Annotated in this window: 17 protein-coding genes; 11 read left to right on the top strand and 6 right to left on the bottom strand. The window is 70.3% G+C overall.

What is annotated here, in order from left to right:
• Positions 1 to 169 precede the first annotated feature (169 nt).
• Positions 170 to 586 carry a DUF6223 family protein gene (locus IH80_RS0116200; protein ID WP_030961139.1) on the top strand — a complete coding sequence of 139 codons (417 nt, stop codon included), beginning with the start codon at positions 170 to 172 and terminating at the stop codon, positions 584 to 586.
• A 283-nt stretch (positions 587 to 869) separates the two neighbouring features.
• On the opposite strand, the gene IH80_RS0116205 is transcribed toward IH80_RS0116200, so the two are convergent.
• Entirely contained in the window at positions 870 to 2039 is a 1170-nt protein-coding gene (locus tag IH80_RS0116205) for a magnesium and cobalt transport protein CorA (protein ID WP_030961140.1), read from the bottom strand.
• 174 nt (positions 2040 to 2213) lie between these two features.
• Between IH80_RS0116205 and IH80_RS0116210 the strand changes: the two genes are divergently transcribed.
• Positions 2214 to 3332, top strand: a complete 1119-nt coding sequence (locus IH80_RS0116210) for a winged helix DNA-binding domain-containing protein (protein WP_030961142.1) — start codon at positions 2214 to 2216, stop codon at positions 3330 to 3332.
• 191 nt (positions 3333 to 3523) lie between these two features.
• Entirely contained in the window at positions 3524 to 5230 is a 1707-nt protein-coding gene (locus IH80_RS0116215; RefSeq protein WP_030961144.1) for an AMP-binding protein, read from the top strand.
• Positions 5231 to 5421: 191 nt separating this feature from the next.
• Here IH80_RS0116215 and IH80_RS0116220 read toward each other — a convergent pair whose 3' ends face one another.
• Both IH80_RS0116220 and IH80_RS0116225 read right to left on the bottom strand, forming a co-directional pair.
• Positions 5422 to 5910, bottom strand: a complete 489-nt coding sequence (locus tag IH80_RS0116220) for a glutathione peroxidase (protein WP_030961145.1) — start codon at positions 5908 to 5910, stop codon at positions 5422 to 5424.
• A gap of 38 nt (positions 5911 to 5948) precedes the next feature.
• On the bottom strand, positions 5949 to 6770 hold the full coding sequence (locus tag IH80_RS0116225) for a hypothetical protein (RefSeq protein WP_199819269.1): 822 nt from the start codon (positions 6768 to 6770) through the stop codon (positions 5949 to 5951).
• Between IH80_RS0116225 and IH80_RS45370 the strand changes: the two genes are divergently transcribed.
• Together IH80_RS45370 and gcl are read left to right on the top strand one after the other, a co-directional pair.
• The gene (locus tag IH80_RS45370; protein WP_199819270.1) at positions 6694 to 6879 is read left to right on the top strand and encodes a hypothetical protein; all 186 of its coding nucleotides are present in this window, start codon (positions 6694 to 6696) and stop codon (positions 6877 to 6879) included. The two genes, IH80_RS0116225 and IH80_RS45370, sit on opposite strands and share 77 nt — an antisense overlap.
• A 317-nt stretch (positions 6880 to 7196) precedes the next feature.
• The gene (gcl, locus tag IH80_RS0116230) at positions 7197 to 8984 is read left to right on the top strand and encodes a glyoxylate carboligase (RefSeq protein WP_030961148.1); all 1788 of its coding nucleotides are present in this window, start codon (positions 7197 to 7199) and stop codon (positions 8982 to 8984) included.
• Positions 8985 to 9982: 998 nt separating this feature from the next.
• On the opposite strand, the gene IH80_RS0116235 is transcribed toward gcl, so the two are convergent.
• The 3 genes from IH80_RS0116235 to IH80_RS0116245 form a co-directional block, all read right to left on the bottom strand.
• Entirely contained in the window at positions 9983 to 11440 is a 1458-nt protein-coding gene (locus tag IH80_RS0116235; RefSeq protein WP_030961149.1) for a catalase, read from the bottom strand.
• Positions 11441 to 11679: 239 nt separating this feature from the next.
• Positions 11680 to 12579 (bottom strand): 2-hydroxy-3-oxopropionate reductase, encoded by a 900-nt coding sequence (locus IH80_RS0116240; RefSeq protein WP_030961151.1) that lies wholly within the window; start codon positions 12577 to 12579, stop codon positions 11680 to 11682.
• 75 nt (positions 12580 to 12654) lie between these two features.
• Positions 12655 to 13488, bottom strand: coding sequence for a TIM barrel protein (locus IH80_RS0116245; RefSeq protein WP_030961154.1), 834 nt, complete (start codon positions 13486 to 13488; stop codon positions 12655 to 12657).
• Between the two features lie 125 nt (positions 13489 to 13613).
• On the opposite strand from IH80_RS0116245, the gene IH80_RS0116250 reads away from it, so the two are divergent.
• From IH80_RS0116250 to IH80_RS0116275, 6 genes are all read left to right on the top strand, one after another.
• On the top strand, positions 13614 to 13865 hold the full coding sequence (locus IH80_RS0116250; RefSeq protein ID WP_076044676.1) for a thiamine-binding protein: 252 nt from the start codon (positions 13614 to 13616) through the stop codon (positions 13863 to 13865).
• Complete coding sequence (locus IH80_RS0116255; RefSeq protein ID WP_030961155.1) at positions 13862 to 14245, top strand: helix-turn-helix domain-containing protein; 384 nt, start codon at positions 13862 to 13864, stop codon at positions 14243 to 14245. Before IH80_RS0116250 ends, IH80_RS0116255 begins: the two co-directional genes overlap by 4 nt.
• Before the next feature lie 154 nt (positions 14246 to 14399).
• Complete coding sequence (gene uraD, locus IH80_RS0116260) at positions 14400 to 14906, top strand: 2-oxo-4-hydroxy-4-carboxy-5-ureidoimidazoline decarboxylase (RefSeq protein ID WP_030961156.1); 507 nt, start codon at positions 14400 to 14402, stop codon at positions 14904 to 14906.
• An 8-nt stretch (positions 14907 to 14914) separates the two neighbouring features.
• On the top strand, positions 14915 to 15304 hold the full coding sequence (gene uraH, locus IH80_RS0116265) for a hydroxyisourate hydrolase (RefSeq protein WP_030961157.1): 390 nt from the start codon (positions 14915 to 14917) through the stop codon (positions 15302 to 15304).
• Position 15305: 1 nt separating this feature from the next.
• Positions 15306 to 16229: a factor-independent urate hydroxylase gene (pucL, locus tag IH80_RS0116270; protein ID WP_030822359.1), complete on the top strand. Its 924-nt coding sequence runs from the start codon at positions 15306 to 15308 to the stop codon at positions 16227 to 16229.
• Between the two features lie 190 nt (positions 16230 to 16419).
• Complete coding sequence (locus IH80_RS0116275; protein WP_030961159.1) at positions 16420 to 17820, top strand: 8-oxoguanine deaminase; 1401 nt, start codon at positions 16420 to 16422, stop codon at positions 17818 to 17820.
• The last annotated feature ends 192 nt before the right edge of the window (positions 17821 to 18012 follow it).

The following is an 18012-nucleotide window of genomic DNA, read 5'->3' on the forward strand; positions in this document are numbered from 1 at the left end:
GAGCCGCGGCCCTCCGCCCTGCGATGCACCGCACCGGACGCCGCGACCCGGCAAACCTTCCCGGCCACAGCACTAGCCGCAGGGCGAACCGCGGCGCACGCGGCTCGCCGACGCCCACCCGCACGGCGAGCACCCCGTCCAGACCACTCCCCGAAAGGCAGGACCACCCGTGTCCGTCCAATCCACACTCTCCGTCGCCGCCGTCGTCGCCGACACCACCGTCCACACGGTCGCCGCGGACGTCTACACCGTGAGCGCCGGCCGGATCGGGGCCGTCCTGTCGGCCCTGCTCGGCCTCCTCGGCTCGGTGGGTGGCGGCCTCGCGCTGGCCCGCAGCACCGCCAGAGGACGCGTTCTCACCTGGGCCCGGCGGAACGGAGCGGTCACCGCCCTGGTGTCGGGGCCGATAGCGGTGGCCATCGGCGCCACGGTCGCAGCCACCGCCCGAGGCGGCCTCGGCACCGGGAACGGCCTCGGCGGTGCCTACGTCGCGATCCTCCTCGGCCTGACCGCCGTCACCCTCGGCAGCCTCGCCCGCAGCCGTACCCGCACTCGTACCCGTACGGGTACCCGTACGACGCACTGACCGGTGACCGTCGGCGTGATGGAGCGCCAGGCCGCCGCCTCGTGGATCACCTAGGCCGGGCGGAGCAGCAGGGTTCGCTGCTCGTCGGTCGTGGCGCGCTCCATGATCTCGGCCGTTGTGCCGGTGATGACGCCGGGTTCAGTGGCAGAGCCCCATGATGGTGTCAGCCCCAAGGTGCGGGGGGAGCGCCCGATGGGCGGGCTGCGGATTCTCCCCAGGGGCCCTGCGGGTCAATTTCGGGTGTTCGCAAGAGCTGAGTTGATCAGCGGTTTTGATGTGTGGTCTACAGCCAGTCGCGCTTCTTGAAGATGACGTACAGGCTCACGCAGACCACCGCCATCAGCAGGATTGCGAATGGATACCCCGCCGCCCACTTGAGCTCCGGCATGTTGTCGAAGTTCATGCCGTAGATCGTTCCCACCAGCGTGGGTGCGAAGAGGATGGCGGCCCAGGCGGAGATCTTCTTGATCTCCTCGTTCTGTTCGAAGCCGGCTTCGGCCAGGGCGCGCATCTCTGCGTTCTGTTGTTGGGAGACCAGGGTGGCGTTCACCGTGAGGATTTCGGTCAGGGCCTGGCGGAAGCCGTCGACGCGTTCGCTCGTGTGCGTCACGTGGTCCGCCACGTCGCGCAGGTAGCGCTGGAGTTCCTCGTCCGTGCCGTACTTCGCGAAGCCCGCCATCAGGGCGTGCAGCATGCCGACCAGGGGGCGGGTCGCGCGCTGGAACTCGACCATTTCCCGGGAGAGTTCGTAGATGCGCCGGGACACCGCCGGGTCTCCGCGGAAGACCTCCGTCTCGATCTCGTCGATGTCCGTCTGGACGCCCTCGACGACGGGGGCGTAGCCGTCGACCACCGCGTCCAGGATGGCGTAGAGGGCGGCCTCCGGGCCCAGAGAGAGGAGTGCAGGGTTCGCCTCCATGCGGCGGCGGACCGCCGAGAGGTCCGGGGCGCTGCCGTGGCGGACCGTGATCAGGAAGTCCGGGCCGACGAAGATGTGGAGCTCGGCGAACTCGACCTCCTCCTGTGCGTCGAGGTAGCGGGCGGCGCGCAGGACGACGAAGAGGGTGTCGCCGTAGCGTTCCAGCTTGGGGCGCTGGTGGGCTTCGAGGGCGTCCTCGACGGCGAGTTCGTGGAGGTTGAACTCGGCTGCGAGGGAATGCAGTTCGGGCTCCGTCGGGCGGTGCAGGCCGATCCAGGCCATCCCGTCCGGCTCCTCGCGCAGTTGCCGGAAGGTGTCGGCCAGGGTGGCCGGGGAGGCCACCCGGCGCCCGTCGCGGTAGAGGGCCGAGTCGATCACGCTGCGGTGGTTCGGGGGTGCCGGGGCGGCCGGAGCGGGGGGCGGTACGGACTTCCGTGCGGACGGCGGCGCCGGGGCCGGGGAGGTGGTGCGGCGCCAACCCGAACGCTTCGCGGCGGACGGCGGCGAGGGGCGGCGGTCAGGACGCTCCGGCATCGCAGGTCAGCTCCCGGTCGAACGTGTGTTTACGGGCAAGGGGCAGGATATAGGGGGATAAGGAGGCGGGCGGGGTGCGGTCGGGATCCAGCCGGTGGCCGGCCCGTGTTCCGGCCGAGAGACGAGGCGGAGTTGCGGACAGAAGCTGTCCGCAAGGAGGGATAGCTTGCTGCCATGGCCTCCAGGACGACACATCCCGTACTCGACACCCGCGCACTGAACCGTGCCACGCTCGCCCGCCAGCTGCTGCTGAGCCGCGCCGAGATGTCCGCGCGGGACGCCGTCGCCCACCTCCTCGGGCTGCAGGCGCAGAACGTCAAGCCGCCGTACTTCCAACTGCACGCCCGGCTGGCCGGCTTCGAGCCCGCCGAACTGGCCGGGCTGATGGAGTCACGCGAGGTGGTCCGGATGGTCACCATGCGTTCCACCATCCACACCCACACCGCCCACGACGCCCTCACCCTGCGCCCGCTCGTCCAGCCCGCCCGCGACCGCGAGGTGGCCTACTTTCGTCAGGGCCTCGTCGGGGTGGACCTGGACCGGCTGGCCGACCGGGCCCGCGCCCTCGTCGACAGCGCGCCGCGCACCATGGCGGAGATCCGCGAGGACCTGCTCCAGGAATGGCCCGACGCCGACCCGCAGTCCCTGTCCGTCGCGGCACGCTGCCGGCTGCCGCTGGTCCAGGTCACGCCCCGCGGCGTCTGGGGACGCAGCGGGCAGGTGCGGCTCACCACCGTCGAGAACTGGCTCGGCGAGCCCGCCGGGGCCGCGCAGCCCGTGGACGACGTCGTACTGCGCTACCTGGCCGCCTTCGGGCCCGCCTCCGTCAAGGACATGCAGACCTGGGCCGGGCTGACCCGGCTGCGCGAGGCGTTCGAGCGGCTGCGGCCGGGCCTGGCGGTCTTCCGCGACGAGAACGGCGTGGAGCTGTTCGACCTGCCCGACGCGCCGCGGCCCGAGGCCGACACCCCGGCGCCGCCCCGCTTCCTGCCGGAGTTCGACAACCTCCTGCTCTCCCACGCCGACCGGACCCGCGTGGTCGCCCCCGAGGTCAAGGGGCGCAGCTGGACCGGCAATCAGGCCCACTGCACCCTGCTCGTCGACGGGTTCCTCGCCGGACTGTGGAAGCTGGAGGGCGGGACGCTCACCGTCGAACTGTTCGACCGGGTCCCGAAGGCGGCCGAGGAGGAGATCGTCGCCGAGGGGGAGAAGCTGATCGCCGACATGGGCGCGCTGCCCGACGGGACCGGCCGCCCCGCCCCGTCCGTACGGTTCGCGCCGATCCGCGACTGAGCTGCCGCCGCACCGCATCCCGGCCCCGCCGCTACACCGCATCCCGGCCCCGCCGCTACACCGCATCCCGGCCCCGCCGCTACACCGCATCCCGACCCGTCGCCGCACCGCAGCCGAACCACCGCATACGGTCAACTCACGGCTGACGCGGCCCTGGTGGTCCGCACGCCGGACGCGGCACGATACCTGCCATGACGACCGAAAGTGACCGGAACAGCGCCACCGCCCAGTTCCTCGCCGCGCGGGACTTCCTGCTGGAGCGACGCGGCGACTACGAAGCCGCCCACACCGGATTCACCTGGCCCCGCCCCCACCGCTTCAACTGGGCCCTCGACTGGTTCGACCACATCGCCGCCGGCAACGACACCGACGCCCTGCGCATCGTCGAGGAGGACGGCACCAGCGAGGCCGTCTCCTTCGCGCAGCTCGCCGTACGGTCCGACGCGACCGCCAACTGGCTGCGCGCCCGGGGCGTGGCACCCGGCGACCGGATCCTCGTCATGCTCGGCAACCAGCGCGAGTTGTGGGAGGTGATGCTCGGCGCGATGAAGCTGCGCGCCGTCGTCATCCCCGCCACGCCCCTGCTCGGCTCGGCCGACCTGCGTGACCGGGTCGAACGCGGCCACGTGCGCCACGTCGTCGCGCGCGCCGAGGACACGGCCAAGTTCGACGAGGTGCCCGGCGCCTACACCCGGATCGCCGCCGGGGACCGGGAAGAGGTCCCCGCAGGCTGGCTGCCGCTCGCCGACGCCGCGGACACCCCGGACCCCGAGGGCGGGTTCACCCCCGACGGGGAGACCCTCGCCACCGACCCCTTGATGCTCTACTTCACCTCCGGCACCACCGACCGCCCCAAGCTCGTCGAGCACACCCACGCCTCGTACCCCATCGGCCACCTCTCCACCATGTACTGGCTGGGCCTGCGCCCCGGCGACGTGCACCTCAACATCGCCTCGCCCGGCTGGGCCAAGCACGCCTGGTCCAACCTCTTCGCCCCGTGGAACGCGGGCGCGACCGTTTTCGTCCACAACTACACCCGCTTCGACGCCGAACGCCTGATGGACGAGATGGACCGGCACGGGGTGACCACCTTCTGCGCCCCGCCCACCGTGTGGCGGATGCTGATCCAGTCCGACCTCACCCGGCTCGCCAGGCCGCCGCGCGAGGCCGTCGCCGCCGGTGAACCGCTCAACCCGGAGGTCATCGAGAAGGTCCGCGAGGCCTGGGGAATCACGATCCGCGACGGCTTCGGCCAGACCGAGACCACCCTCCAGGTCGGCAACTTCCCGGGCGTCCCCGTCAAGCCCGGCTCCATGGGCCGCCCGGCGCCCGGCTACGAGATCGTCCTGCTGGACCCGGTCACGGGCAAGGAGTCCCCCGAGGAGGGCGAGCTGTGCGTGGACCTGCGCGTACGGCCCGCCGGGGTGATGACCGGCTACCGCGACGACCCGGGGCGCACCGCGGAGGCCATGGCGGACGGGCTCTACCGGACCGGCGACATCGCCGCGCGCGACGCCGACGGGTACCTCACCTACGTCGGGCGCTCCGACGACGTCTTCAAGGCCTCCGACTACAAGATCAGCCCGTTCGAGCTGGAGAGCGCCCTGCTGGAGCACGAGGCGGTCGCCGAGGCCGCCGTCGTCCCGGCCCCGGACGAACTGCGGCTCGCGGTCCCGAAGGCGTACGTCACCCTCGCGGGCGGGTGGGAGCCCGGCCCGGAGACCGCCCGGGTGCTGTTCGAGCACTCCCGCGCCGTGCTGTCCCCGTACAAGAGGATCCGGTGCATCGAGTTCGCCGAGCTCCCGAAGACCGTGTCGGGCAAGATCCGGCGGGTGGAGCTGCGGGAGCTCACGGCGGCCGGTTCAGCGGCCGAGTACCGCGAGGCCGACCTGCGCTGAGCCCGGTGCCCGGTGCCGGGGCCGACGGGGCGGTCCTGCGCCCATGCGGCGCGCCCATGCGGCGCGCCCGCCCGGCCCCGCCCGGCCCCGCCCGGACCCGCGCGCCCGCTCGGGCGTCCGCCTGGCCTGTCCCAGCCGCGAGCGCTCGTCCGCCTGACCTGTCCCGGCCGCGAGCGCCCGTCCGCGTGGCCTTACGCGGGCAGGTGCGCCTCGATCGCGGCGATGACCTCGGGGGCCTCCGGCTCGGTACGCGGACGGAAGCGCGCCACGACCTCACCGGCGGGGGAGATCAGGAACTTCTCGAAGTTCCACTGGATGTCCCCGGCCTCGCCGTCCGCGTCGGGGGTCTTCACCAGCTCCTGGTAGAGGGGGTGCCGGTTCTCGCCGTTGACCTCGGACTTCTCCAGCATCGGGAAGGTGACGCCGAAGCCGGCCGCGCAGAAGGTCTGGATGTCCTCGGCGTTGCCGGGCTCCTGCCCGCCGAACTGGTTGCAGGGCACGCCGATGACCGTGAAGCCCTTCGCCTCGTACGCGAACTGCAGCCGGGCCAGTCCCGAGTACTGCGGGGTGAGCCCGCACTGCGAGGCGGTGTTCACCAGGAGGATCGCCTTGCCCTTGTGCGCCGCCAGGCTGGTGGGCTCGTCGGACAGGGTGGTCAGCGGGATGTCGTACAGGCTCACGGGACTCTCCTCGACAGGCAGCGGATATCGCCACGAGCCTAAGGGGTCTGCGGCCAGGCCCCCGATCCGACCAGCGCGTCCGCAGGGTCGTTGACCGGCTGCGGCATGCCGGTGAGATCCATGACGAACAGCGGTATCCCGAGCGCGTCCGCCCGGCTGCGGGCGTCCTCCGTGTAACCGGCGAGCGAGAAGTAGACGCTGGTCGCCGAGGCCGTGAGCCCGTTCAGCCAGACGCACTCCACCGCCCGCAGCCCGGCCGGAGCCGTGGTCGGGTCCACCTGGGCCACCAGTCCCGGCGCCCGCAGGTCCACCGCCGCCGAGGGGATCGGCCGCCCGTCGGGCTGCCGTACGTCCTGGAAGCCGAGCCAGCGCAGGTACAGCGCTGCGGTGGCCACCGCGTCCCGGGCCGTACGGATGGTCACCGGCCGGAACGCGGGGCGCGGCACGGCCGTGGCCGGGGGCGCCGACAGGTGTGACGGGTCCCCGTCGGGCCCGGCCGCCGTTCCGTCCCCGCGCAGGTCCGCCGGCCCGTCCCCGCCGATGTGCGCCGGACCGGCCTGCCCGCTCCGGCCCTCCCGACCCGCGGAGCCCGCAGAGCCCGCGGGACCAGCAGAGCCCGCGGGACCAGCAGAGCCCGCAGGACCAGCGGAGTCCGCGCCCGCAGAGCCCGCCGGGTCGGCAGGGTCGGCCGAGCGCGCCGGACCCGCCGCGGCTGCCGGTCCCGCACCGGGCCCCGTACCGTCCTCCGGCTGCTCCAGCGGGTGCACCGGAAGGCGCACCACCGTGCCGCACGATCCGCACCCCACCTCGGGATGCGGCCACTCGCTCTCCCGCCCGCAGGCCGTGCACCGTACCGCCACCCAGCTGTCCGACCAGGTGCGGTGGGTCATCAGCACCGGTGGCGCCGACAGGTCCAGTGGGGGATGGACCGGGCTTCCGCAGGCGCAGGGGAAGACCGGCGCGGTGTAGCCGTTCTCGCGCAGGCATGCCGGGCAGCGCACCGGTACCGCTTCCGCCATGACCTCTGACCCCCTCCGTCGCCGTACGTGGGTCCATGCTCCACCACCGGCGACCGCCGGGGGGAGCGAGCGCGCCATTTCCGTCCCGTTCGCGCCGGCGGATCGGTGATTTGTACAAGTCGTCGAGCGAGATGCGGCTTTTGGTGGTTTCCGGGGTCCCGTACCGCCTTGACGTCGGAGAAGTCGCCGCTTAGCTTGTTCCGTATAGCAGAACAAAACTTCCGTATGACGGAAAGTGCCTGACCGCCAGACCCGCAGGAGAACCTGATGCCTCGTATGACAGCCGCCGCTGCTGCAGTTGAGATCCTCAAGCTCGAGGGTGTCGAACAAGCGTTCGGTGTTCCCGGTGCTGCGATCAACCCCTTCTACCGCGAGCTCAAGAACGTGGGCGGCATCAACCACACGCTCGCCCGCCACGTCGAGGGCGCCTCGCACATGGCGGAGGGGTACACCCGTGCCAAGGCGGGCAACATCGGCGTCTGCATCGGTACCTCGGGCCCGGCCGGCACCGACATGATCACCGGCCTGTACTCCGCCATCGCGGACTCCATCCCGATCCTGTGCATCACCGGTCAGGCTCCGGTCTCCAAGCTCCACAAGGAGGACTTCCAGGCCGTCGACATCGCCGCGATCGCAAAGCCGGTCACCAAGGCGGCCACGACGGTCCTGGAGGCCGCGCAGGTCCCCGGCGTCTTCCAGCAGGCCTTCCACCTCATGCGCTCCGGCCGTCCCGGCCCGGTCCTCATCGACCTGCCCATCGACGTCCAGCTGACCGAGATCGAGTTCGACCCGGCGACCTACCAGCCGCTGCCGGTCTACAAGCCGCAGGCCAGCCGCGCCCAGGCCGAGAAGGCCCTGAGCTTCCTGCTGGAGTCCGAGCGCCCGCTGATCGTCGCCGGTGGCGGCATCATCAACGCCGACGCCTCCGACCTGCTGGTCGAGTTCGCCGAGCTGACCAACATCCCGGTCATCTCGACCCTCATGGGCTGGGGCGTCATCCCGGACGACCACGAGCTGGCGGCCGGCATGGTCGGTGTCCAGACCTCGCACCGCTACGGCAACGCGACCTTCCTGGAGTCGGACGTCGTCCTCGGCATCGGCAACCGCTGGGCCAACCGTCACACCGGTTACAACCTGGACGCGTACCTGGGCGACCGCAAGTTCGTCCACGTCGACATCGAGCCCACCCAGATCGGCAAGATCTTCGCCCCGGACTTCGGCATCGCCTCCGACGCCAAGGCCGCGCTGGAGCTCTTCGTCGAGGTCGCCAAGGAGCTCAAGGCCGAGGGCAAGCTGCCGGACTTCTCCGCCTGGGCCGCCTCCGCCCAGGAGCGCAAGGCCACCCTGCAGCGCCGCACGCACTTCGACAACATCCCCATGAAGCCGCAGCGCGTCTACGAGGAGATGAACAAGGCGTTCGGTCCCGAGACCCGCTACGTCACCACCATCGGCCTCTCCCAGATCGCCGGCGCGCAGATGCTGCACGTCTACAAGCCGCGCCACTGGATCAACTGCGGCCAGGCCGGCCCGCTCGGCTGGACCATCCCGGCCGCCATCGGTGCCGCCACCGCCGACCCGGAGACCCCGATCGTCGCGCTCTCGGGCGACTACGACTTCCAGTTCATGATCGAGGAGCTGGCGGTCGCCGCCCAGCACAAGGTCCCCTACGTCCACGTCCTCGTGAACAACGCCTACCTGGGCCTGATCCGTCAGGCGCAGGGCGGTCTCGGCATCAACTTCGAGGTCAACCTCGAATTCGAGAACATCAACACCCCGGAGATCGGCGTCTACGGCGTCGACCACGTCAAGGTCGCCGAGGGCCTGGGCGTCAAGGCCATCCGCGTCACCGACCCGAACGAGCTGGGCGCCGCCTTCGAGCAGGCCAAGAAGCTGGCTCAGGAGTTCCAGGTCCCGGTCGTCGTCGAGGCCATCCTGGAGCGCGTCACCAACATCTCGATGAGCAAGACCGTCGACATGAGCGACGTCACCGAGTTCGAGGAGCTCGCGACCGAGCCCGGTCACGCCCCGACCGCCATCAAGGCCCTGCAGGTCTGATCGCAGGCCCCGGCCGTCCGCAGGCGACCCCCGCCCCTCCGCGAGGAGGGCGGGGGTCGCTCCGCGTTCCGCCCCGGTACGGACGGCTCCCGGCTCCCGGCTTCCGCCGCTCCGCCGCTCCCGCGGGGGCCGGCGGAGAGCGAGGTGATGCGGTCCCGCGGAGCCCGGCGACGACGTCGCCTCGGCGCGCCTGGCCGGCCGGGTCAACCCGGCTGCGGTGGGCCGGACAGGGGCACTCGTCGTGGTCGTGGCGATCGCCCTCGCATTGCCGCCGTGGTGGTCACGGTGACGGCCCCGCGGCCACCCTCGCCCCACGCGGCGCCGCCGCCCACGAACCCGGCTACTCCGCCGTCGGGGGCGGGCTCCTGCCGGCGATGATCACGGGGCTCCCGACCCTCGTGGGCCTCCACTCGGCCCCGAACCTGGCCGACGAGGCCGAGAACCCCCACCGCAGCGTCCCCCGCGCGACCGCGGCACCGGTCGTCGCCGCGGGGATCCTCGTGACGCTCTTCCTTCGTCCACGGCGCCACCCTGCCGCCCGGCCTGCGGCCCGCCTTCGTACGGCCGGCTCGCCGAGGGCGGGTACGACAAAGCGCCGAGTCACGGGACCGTCCGTGACTCGGCGCTCTGGTTGTTACCGCCCGACGGTGCGAGGCTGGCGCGACAGGACGTTCGCACCGCCGGGCGGAGTGTGTGGGGAGGAGATCTCCCCTCCTCACAGGGGCTCTGTGCGTAGCCCCTGTAAGAAGAGGAGCGGCTGGGACCGTGGCGGGCGGGCGACGAGAACTCCGGCGTCGTCCCCCTCAGGTCAAGAGACGGGCCTCGGAACCCATTACCACCGCACTGGCTCGCACGCCCGCCACGGTCCTCACGCGGCGCCAGCCGCATGGACTGGCGCAGTCTGCCCTCACCGCGTACCACCCCTCATCCGGGTCCACGGGTCGGGCTCAGCACCCGGGGCCTGACCTCCCGTCAGGCCCCCGGTACATCTGTGCGGCTCAGGCGTCCCGCAGGGCGCGGACGGCCTCCTCGACGCGACGGCCGTAGTCGGCGTCGGCGGCGTGGAAGTGAGCCAGGTTCTTCTCGATGACGTCCTCGAGGGTGACCTGAGACAGGCCGCCGGCGATGTTCGCCACCAGACGCTGCTTCTCGGCCTCCGACATCAGGCGGTAGAGCTCACCGGCCTGGAAGAAGTCGTCGTCCTTGGTGTGGGCCGGGGCCTCGTGGGTGCCCGTGTAGCCGGAGACGGCCTTGGGGGCGCCCAGTGCCAGACCGGTCTCGGCCGGGCCCTGGTACGAGTTGGGCTCGTAGTTCTTGTCGTGGCGCGAGCCGTTGCGCAGCGCCATGACGCCGTCGCGGCCGTAGTTGTCGGCCTTCGTCGCCTTCGGGGCGTTGACCGGCAGCTGGGTGTGGTTCACACCGAGGCGGTAGCGCTGGGCGTCGGCGTAGGCGAACAGGCGGCCCTGGAGCATCTTGTCCGGCGAGGCGGTGATGCCCGGGACGAAGTTGTTCGGGGAGAAGGCGGACTGCTCGACCTCGGCGAAGACGTTGTCCGGGTTGCGGTCGAGGACCAGGCGGCCCACGCGCTGCAGCGGGTAGTCGGCGTGCGGCCACACCTTGGTGAGGTCGAACGGGTTGAAGCGGTAGTCCGCGGCCTCGGCGGCCGGCATGATCTGGACGTAGAGGGTCCAGCTCGGGTTCACGCCGCGCTCGATCGCCTGGAGCAGGTCGGTCTGGTGCGAGTTGGCGTCCTTGCCGACGAGCTCGGCGGCCTGCTCGCTCGACAGGCAGCGGATGCCCTGGTTCGTCTTGAAGTGGTACTTGACGAAGAAGGCCTCGCCCTGCTCGTTCGTCCACTGGTAGGTGTGGGAGCCGTAGCCGTTCATGTGGCGGTACGACGCCGGGATGCCGCGGTCACCCATCAGCCAGGTGATCTGGTGCGTGGCCTCGGGGGCGTGCGCCCAGAAGTCCCAGACGTTGTCCGGCTCCTGCTTGCCCGTGAAGGGGTCGCGCTTCTGGGAGTGGATGAAGTCGGGGAACTTGATCGGGTCCTTGATGAAGAACACCGGGGTGTTGTTGCCGACGAGGTCGTAGTTGCCCTCTTCGGTGTAGAACTTCAGCGCGAAGCCGCGGGGGTCGCGCACCGCGTCCGCGCCGCCGAGGGAGTCGGCGACGGTGGAGAACCGCAGGAAGGTCTCGGTCTTCTTGCCGACCGTGTTCAGGAAGGCGGCGCTGGTGTACGCGGTGACGTCGTCGGTCACCTCGAAGTAGCCGTACGCGGCCGAACCGCGGGCGTGCACCACGCGCTCCGGGATGCGCTCGCGGTTGAAGCGGGCGAGCTTCTCCAGGAGCTGCTGGTCCTGGATCAGGAGCGGGCCACCGACGCCGGCGGTGGCGGAGTTCTGGTTGTCGGCGACCGGGGCGCCGGACTCGGTCGTCAGCGTGCGCTTCGACATGGTGACCTTCCGTACGGGTAACTGCTGACGGAAAGCGTCTTCCGTCATGCGGAACAGCCTAAATTCGGCAAGAACTAAACGTCAACAGTTTGTTGAACGAAGTTGTGGGGTGAGGTGAACCCGGACGGTGCCGGCGCTTGGGCGCGACAGGACAGGTGTCAGCACCGGCACCGTCCGGAGACTCAGTGCCCCCTGCGGGAGGGGGCGGTCCGGGCCCTGGGCGGGCCCGGCGGGGGACCTCAGACCTGGGCGCCGGAGAGGCGCTCGACGGCGCGCAGCAGGGCCGAGTGGTCCAGGCCGCCGTCGCCCTGGGCGCGCAGCGAGGCGACCAGCTGGGCGACGACCGCGCCGACCGGGAGGGCCGCACCGACGTTGCGGGCGGCGTCGGTGACGATGCCCATGTCCTTGTGGTGCAGGTCGATCCGGAAGCCGGGCTTGAAGTCGCGGTTCAGGAAGTTGTCCTTCTTGCGGGTCAGCACCGTGGAGCCGGCCAGACCGCCGTTGAGGACGTCCAGGGCGGCCTGGAGGTTCACGCCCGACTTCTCGAGGAAGACGACGGCCTCGGCGCACGCCTGGATGTTCACCGCGACGATGAGCTGGTTGGCGGCCTTCACCGTCTGGCCGGAGCCGTGCGGGCCGCACAGCACGATGACCTTGCCGAGGGCCTCGAGGATCGGCAGGGCCGCGTCGAAGTCGGCCTGCTCGCCACCCACCATGATCGACAGCACGGCCTCGATGGCGCCGGCCTCGCCGCCGGACACCGGGGCGTCGATGACGCGGATGCCCTTCTCGGCGGCGTTCTTCGCCAGGTCGATCGAGGTCTGCGGGGTGATCGACGACATGTCGATGATCAGCGCGCCGGACTTGGCGTTCTCGAGGATGCCCTCGGGGCCGTAGCTGATGGCCTCGACCTGCGGAGAGGCGGGCACCATCGTGATGATGACGTCGGCGTCCTTGACGGCCTCGGCGATCGAGCCGGCCGCGGTGCCGCCGGCGGCGGCGAGGCGGTCCAGCTTGTCCTGCTCCAGGGTGAAGCCGGTGACCGAGTAGCCGGCCTTCAGCAGGTTCTCGGCCATGGGGGAGCCCATGATTCCGAGGCCGATCCAGGCGATCGACGGGAGCGCAGCGGGGTTGCTCATGATGAGGGTCCTTCTCTTAATGCTTCGTACGAAAAGTGCGTGAGGTGCCTGGCGGATCGCCCGGACTTCGTCCTCCTACTTGGCGGCGCGGGCCTCGGCCGGCAGCCAAGCGAAGGAGGCGGCAGCGTCGGCGGCCTTGTACTCGAGGCCTACGTAGCCCTCGTATCCGGCCTTCTTCAGCTGGTCGAGCAGCTCCTCGAGGGGCAGCTCGCCGGTGCCCGGAGCACCGCGTCCCGGCTTGTCCGCGATCTGGACGTGTCCGGTCTTGGCGGCGTACTTTTCGATGGCCTCGGAGAGGTCCTCATCGTTCATCGCCAGGTGGTACAGGTCGAGCAGGAACTTGGCGTTGCCGAGGCCGGTGGCCTCGTTCACCTTGTCCACCACCTCGATGCCGGCCGGGGCGCTCACCAGCGGGTAGAGCGGCGACTCGGGCTTGTTGAGGGTCTCGATCAGGAGGATCGCACCCACGCGGTCCGCGGCCTGCGCCGCGACGACCAGGTTCTTCAGGGCCAGCTCGTCCTGGACGGCCGGGTCCACGCCTTCGACGCGGTTGCCGTACAGGGCGTTGAGCGCCTTGCAGCCGACCGAGGCGGCGAAGTCCGCGGCCACGTTGATGTTGGCGTTGAAGCGGTCCGACTCCTCCCCGGGTACCGAGACCGCGCCGCGGTCCGGGCCCGGCAGCCGGCCGGCGTAGAAGTTCAGGCCCACCAGCTGGGTGCCCGCGTCCTCAAGAGCCTTCTTGAGCGCGTCGAGCTCCTCCTGGGCGGGGGTGGGGGTCTCGATCCAGGGCCACCACAGCTCGACCGCCGTGAAGCCCGCCGCGGCGGCGGCCGCGGGGCGCTCCAGGAGCGGGAGTTCCGTGAAGAGGATCGACAGGTTCACATCGAAGCGCTGGTCCGTGTATCCCATGAGGGGTGTGCGCTCCTTCCGTATTGCGGAAGTTATTTTCTGCTTGATGGAAGACTGCATGGGGTTCCGCGCGGATGTCAAGTGCGGACTGCCGAAAAATCGAGACCGCGCGGTAGCTTGACGGCGTGCGATTGAGAGTGGAGTTCACGACCGAGCCCTTCGACCTCGAAGAGGCCCCCGACCATGCCGTGGCGGCCCGCGAGGTCATCCAGAAGGCCCAGCTGGAGGCGGTGGACGTCGGCCCGTTCGGCAACACCGCGGAGGGTGAGGCCGACCGGGTGCTGTCCGCCGTGGGCGCCCTGCTGCGCGACTCCCTGGAGGCCGGGGCCACGCGCGTCACCCTCCAGGTCAACGTGATCGGCGAGGAGACGCCATGACCGAGCCCCGCGACCACCCGTTCGTCACGGCGGTCAAGCCGCTCGTGGACGCCATGGGCGGCGAGCTGATGGACCCGGCCCAGGCCACGCCCGACGACGTCGTGCTCACCTGGGAGGGCCAGGACCTGCTCGCGGTGCGCCTGCCCCAGCTCTCGGACTCGCTGGACCACATCCTGGCCGCGCTGGAGCGCCGGCACGGCGTCCCGCTGGCCCAGCTCGACCGGAAGTCCAAGCAGGACGTGGTGCGGATACTGGAGGCGCGGGGCGCCTTCTCCGTACGGCACGGTGTGGAGACGGTCGCGGGGGCGCTGGGCGTGAGCCGCTTCACGGTCTACAACTACTTGAACAGGGAAAACCCCGGTAAGAGCAGCCAAGCGTGAGCAGATTCTGACTCACAGTGACGAGCCGCCGCCCGATTCACCCGGGCGGCGGCTTTTGTGTACGCGAAGTTTCAACAAAGTGTTGACGCCGTGTTGTGGAGAGCGTTAGCTATGCGCAGCCCGTCAAAGCAACAACAGGCCACGGAGGCCTACCGTGACTTCGAGTCCGAACCCGGGTCTCACCCGGATCAACACCTTGGACGACAGTGCGGCCGCGGCCGAGCTGCACGAGGTGTGCGCCAGTTCGGCGTGGGGGAGCAAGATGCTCGCCCAGCGCCCCTTCACCACCGCCGACTCCCTGTTCGCCGCGAACGAGGCCGCCATGGCGGAGCTCACCGCGGAGGACCTGGCCGAGGCGATGGGAGGCCACGCGCCGATCGGCCGGCCGAAGCCGGGAGACCCGACCTCCGCCCGCGAGCAGCGCGGTATGGCCGGTGCCTCCGAGGAGCTCAGGAACGAACTCCTCGAACTGAACCTGGCCTACCAGGAGAAGTTCGGCCACGTCTTCCTCATCTGCGCCACCGGTGCGACCGGTGAGTTCATGCGGGACGCGGTCAAGGTCCGGATCGACAACTCGCCGGAGCAGGAACGGGAGATCGCCCGCGGCGAGCTCGTCAAGATCAACCGGATCCGCCTGACCCGCCTCGTAGAAGGAGAGTGAGCCCCGCCATGAGCACCGAGACCACCGCGTCGGTGTCCACGCACATCCTGGACACCAGCATCGGCAGGCCCGCCGAGGGTGTCGCCATCGCGCTGTCGGCCCGTACGGGGCTCGACGGCGAGTGGGCGGCCCTGGGCGGATCCGCCACCGATGCGGACGGGCGCTGCAAGGACCTGCCGGCGCTGCCGGAGGGCACCACCCACGTACGTCTCGACTTCGAGACCGAGACGTACTTTTCGAAGAAGCAAGCCGAGGCGCAGCAGGACGCCCCCCGCGTAAGGGACAGCGCTACGTTCTTCCCCGAGGTCACCATCACGTTCGCGGTGAACCCGGGCGAGCACTACCACGTACCGCTGCTGCTCAACCCGTTCGGCTACTCCGTTTACCGAGGGAGCTAGCATGGCCACGATTCTGGGCCAGAACCAGTACGGCAAGGCAGAGAACCGCGTCGTCAAGATCACGCGGGACGGCGACACCCACCACATCAAGGACCTGAACGTCTCGGTCGCCCTCTCCGGCGACATGGACGACGTCCACTACTCCGGCTCGAACGCCAACGTCCTGCCGACGGACACCACCAAGAACACGGTGTACGCGTTCGCCAAGGAGTACGGCATCGAGTCCGCCGAGCAGTTCGGCATCCACCTGGCCCGCTGGTTCGTGAACAGCCAGGAGCCGATCCAGCGCGCGCGCATCCGTATCGAGGAGTACGGCTGGGACCGGATCGCCACGTCCGACGCCAACTCCAAGTTCATCGGCGCCGACGAGGTGAAGCACTCCTTCGTCCGCCAGGGCCAGGAGACCCGCGTCACCCAGATCACCTACGACGGCCAGAACTGGGAGGTCATCTCCGGCCTCAAGGACCTGGTCGTCATGAACTCCACGAACTCCGAGTTCTGGGGTTACGTGAAGGACAAGTACACGACCCTCCAGGAGGCGTACGACCGCATCCTGGCCACCCAGGTGTCGAGCCGCTGGCGCTTCAACTGGTCGGACGACGAGCAGCGGATGCCCAACTGGGAGAAGTCCTACGCCGAGACCCGCAAGCACATGCTGCAGGCCTTCGCGGAGACCTACTCCCTGTCGCTGCAGCAGACCCTGTACCAGATGGGTTCGCGCATCATCAACCACCGTTCGGAGATCGACGAGGTCCGCTTCTCGCTCCCGAACAAGCACCACTTCCTCGTCGACCTGGAGCCCTTCGGCCTCAAGAACGACAACGAGGTGTACTTCGCCGCGGACCGTCCCTACGGTCTGATCGAGGCCACGATCCTGCGGGACGGCGCCGACGCGCGCATCCCGGTGGACATGACCAACCTCTGAGCGCGGCACGCGCGGCCCGGGGCACCGCAGTGGCCCCGGGACCGTGCGACACGGCCCCACTTCCTGAATCGGCACCCGGACGCACCCCATGGGGCGGCAGTACTGTCAGCTGCCTGGACCCCGGCTCCGGCACTCAAATCCCCTGGGTCTTGCCGTGCCCGCACCGCCACTGAAAGCACGAGGAAGTCCCATGGCAGCATCGGCAGCCCCTGACAGCGCCGCCCCGCGCATCGTCATCGAGAACTGTGCGATCGCGACCGTTGACGCCCATGACACCGAGTACGCCTCGGGCCACATCGTCGTCGCGGGCAACAAGATCGAGTTCATCGGTGCGGGCAAGGCCCCCGAGAACCTCGACAACGTGGTCCGCCGGATCGACGGCACCGGGCACCTCGTGACCCCCGGTCTGGTCAACACGCACCACCACTTCTACCAGTGGATCACGCGTGGCCTGGCCACCGACCACAACCTCTTCAACTGGCTCGTCGCGCTGTACCCGACGTGGGCGCGCATCGACGAGCAGATGACGTACACGGCCGCGCAGGGATCCCTCGCCGCGATGGCCAGGGGCGGTGTGACCACCGCGATGGACCACCACTACGTCTTCCCCAAGGGCTCCGGCGACCTGTCCGGCTCGATCATCCGGGCCGCGTCCGAGATGGGCGTCCGCTTCACCCTCGCCCGCGGCTCCATGGACCGCAGCGAGAAGGACGGCGGCCTGCCCCCGGACCACGCCGTCGAGACCCTCGAAGGCGCGCTGGCCGACACCGAGGCGACCGTCAAGAAGTTCCACGACGCCTCCTTCGACTCGATGACCCAGGTCGCCGTCGCCCCCTGCTCCCCCTTCTCCGTCTCCACCGAGCTGCTGAAGCAGGGCGCCGAGCTGGCCCGCCGCCTCGGCGTGCGCATGCACACGCACGGCAGCGAGACGGTCGAGGAGGAGAAGTTCTGCCACGAGCTCTTCGGCATGGGCCCGACCGACTACTTCGAGTCGACCGGCTGGCTCGGTGAGGACGTGTGGATGGCGCACAGCGTCCACATGAACGACTCCGACATCGCCGCGTTCGCCCGTACCCGGACCGGTGTCGCGCACTGCCCGTCCTCCAACGCCCGTCTGGCCGCCGGCATCGCCCGCGTCCCGGACATGCTCGCCGCCGGCGTACCGGTCGGCCTCGGCGTGGACGGCACCGCCTCCAACGAGTCCGGTGAGCTGCACACCGAGCTGCGCAACGCGCTGCTGATCAACCGTCTGAACCCGGTGCACCGCGAGGCCGCGCTCAACGCCCGCCAGGCCCTGCGCCTCGGTACGTACGGCGGCGCCCAGGTCCTCGGCCGCGCCGACAACATCGGTTCGCTGGAGGTCGGCAAGTGCGCCGACTTGGTCCTGTGGAACCTGAACACCTTCCTGCACTCCTCGATCGCCGACCCGGTGACCGCCCTGGTCTTCGGTGCGGCCGCCCCGGTGACGGCCTCGTTCGTCAACGGCAAGCAGATCGTCGAGAACAACCGGCTGCTCTTCGCCGACGAGGACGCCATCGCGGTGTCCACGCGGGAAGAGGCCCAGCGCCTCGCGCGGATCGCGCAGGCCTGATCCCCCGGAGTCCGGCCGGGGGGGACGGCCCCCGGCCGGCGGCCGCGGACCCGAGCGGGGTCCGTGGGCAGCCGTTCCCGGGTGGCGCCCGAGGAGATCCGAAGGCGTCCCCGGGAGCGGTGACTCGTGCCACCTGCGCCACGGCGCAGCGCGGAAGCGGCGATTGGGCGAATCGTTTCTGCACCCCTTGGG

Origin of the sequence: Streptomyces sp. NRRL S-378 (assembly GCF_000720645.1) — a bacterium.
GTDB lineage: Bacteria > Actinomycetota > Actinomycetes > Streptomycetales > Streptomycetaceae > Streptomyces.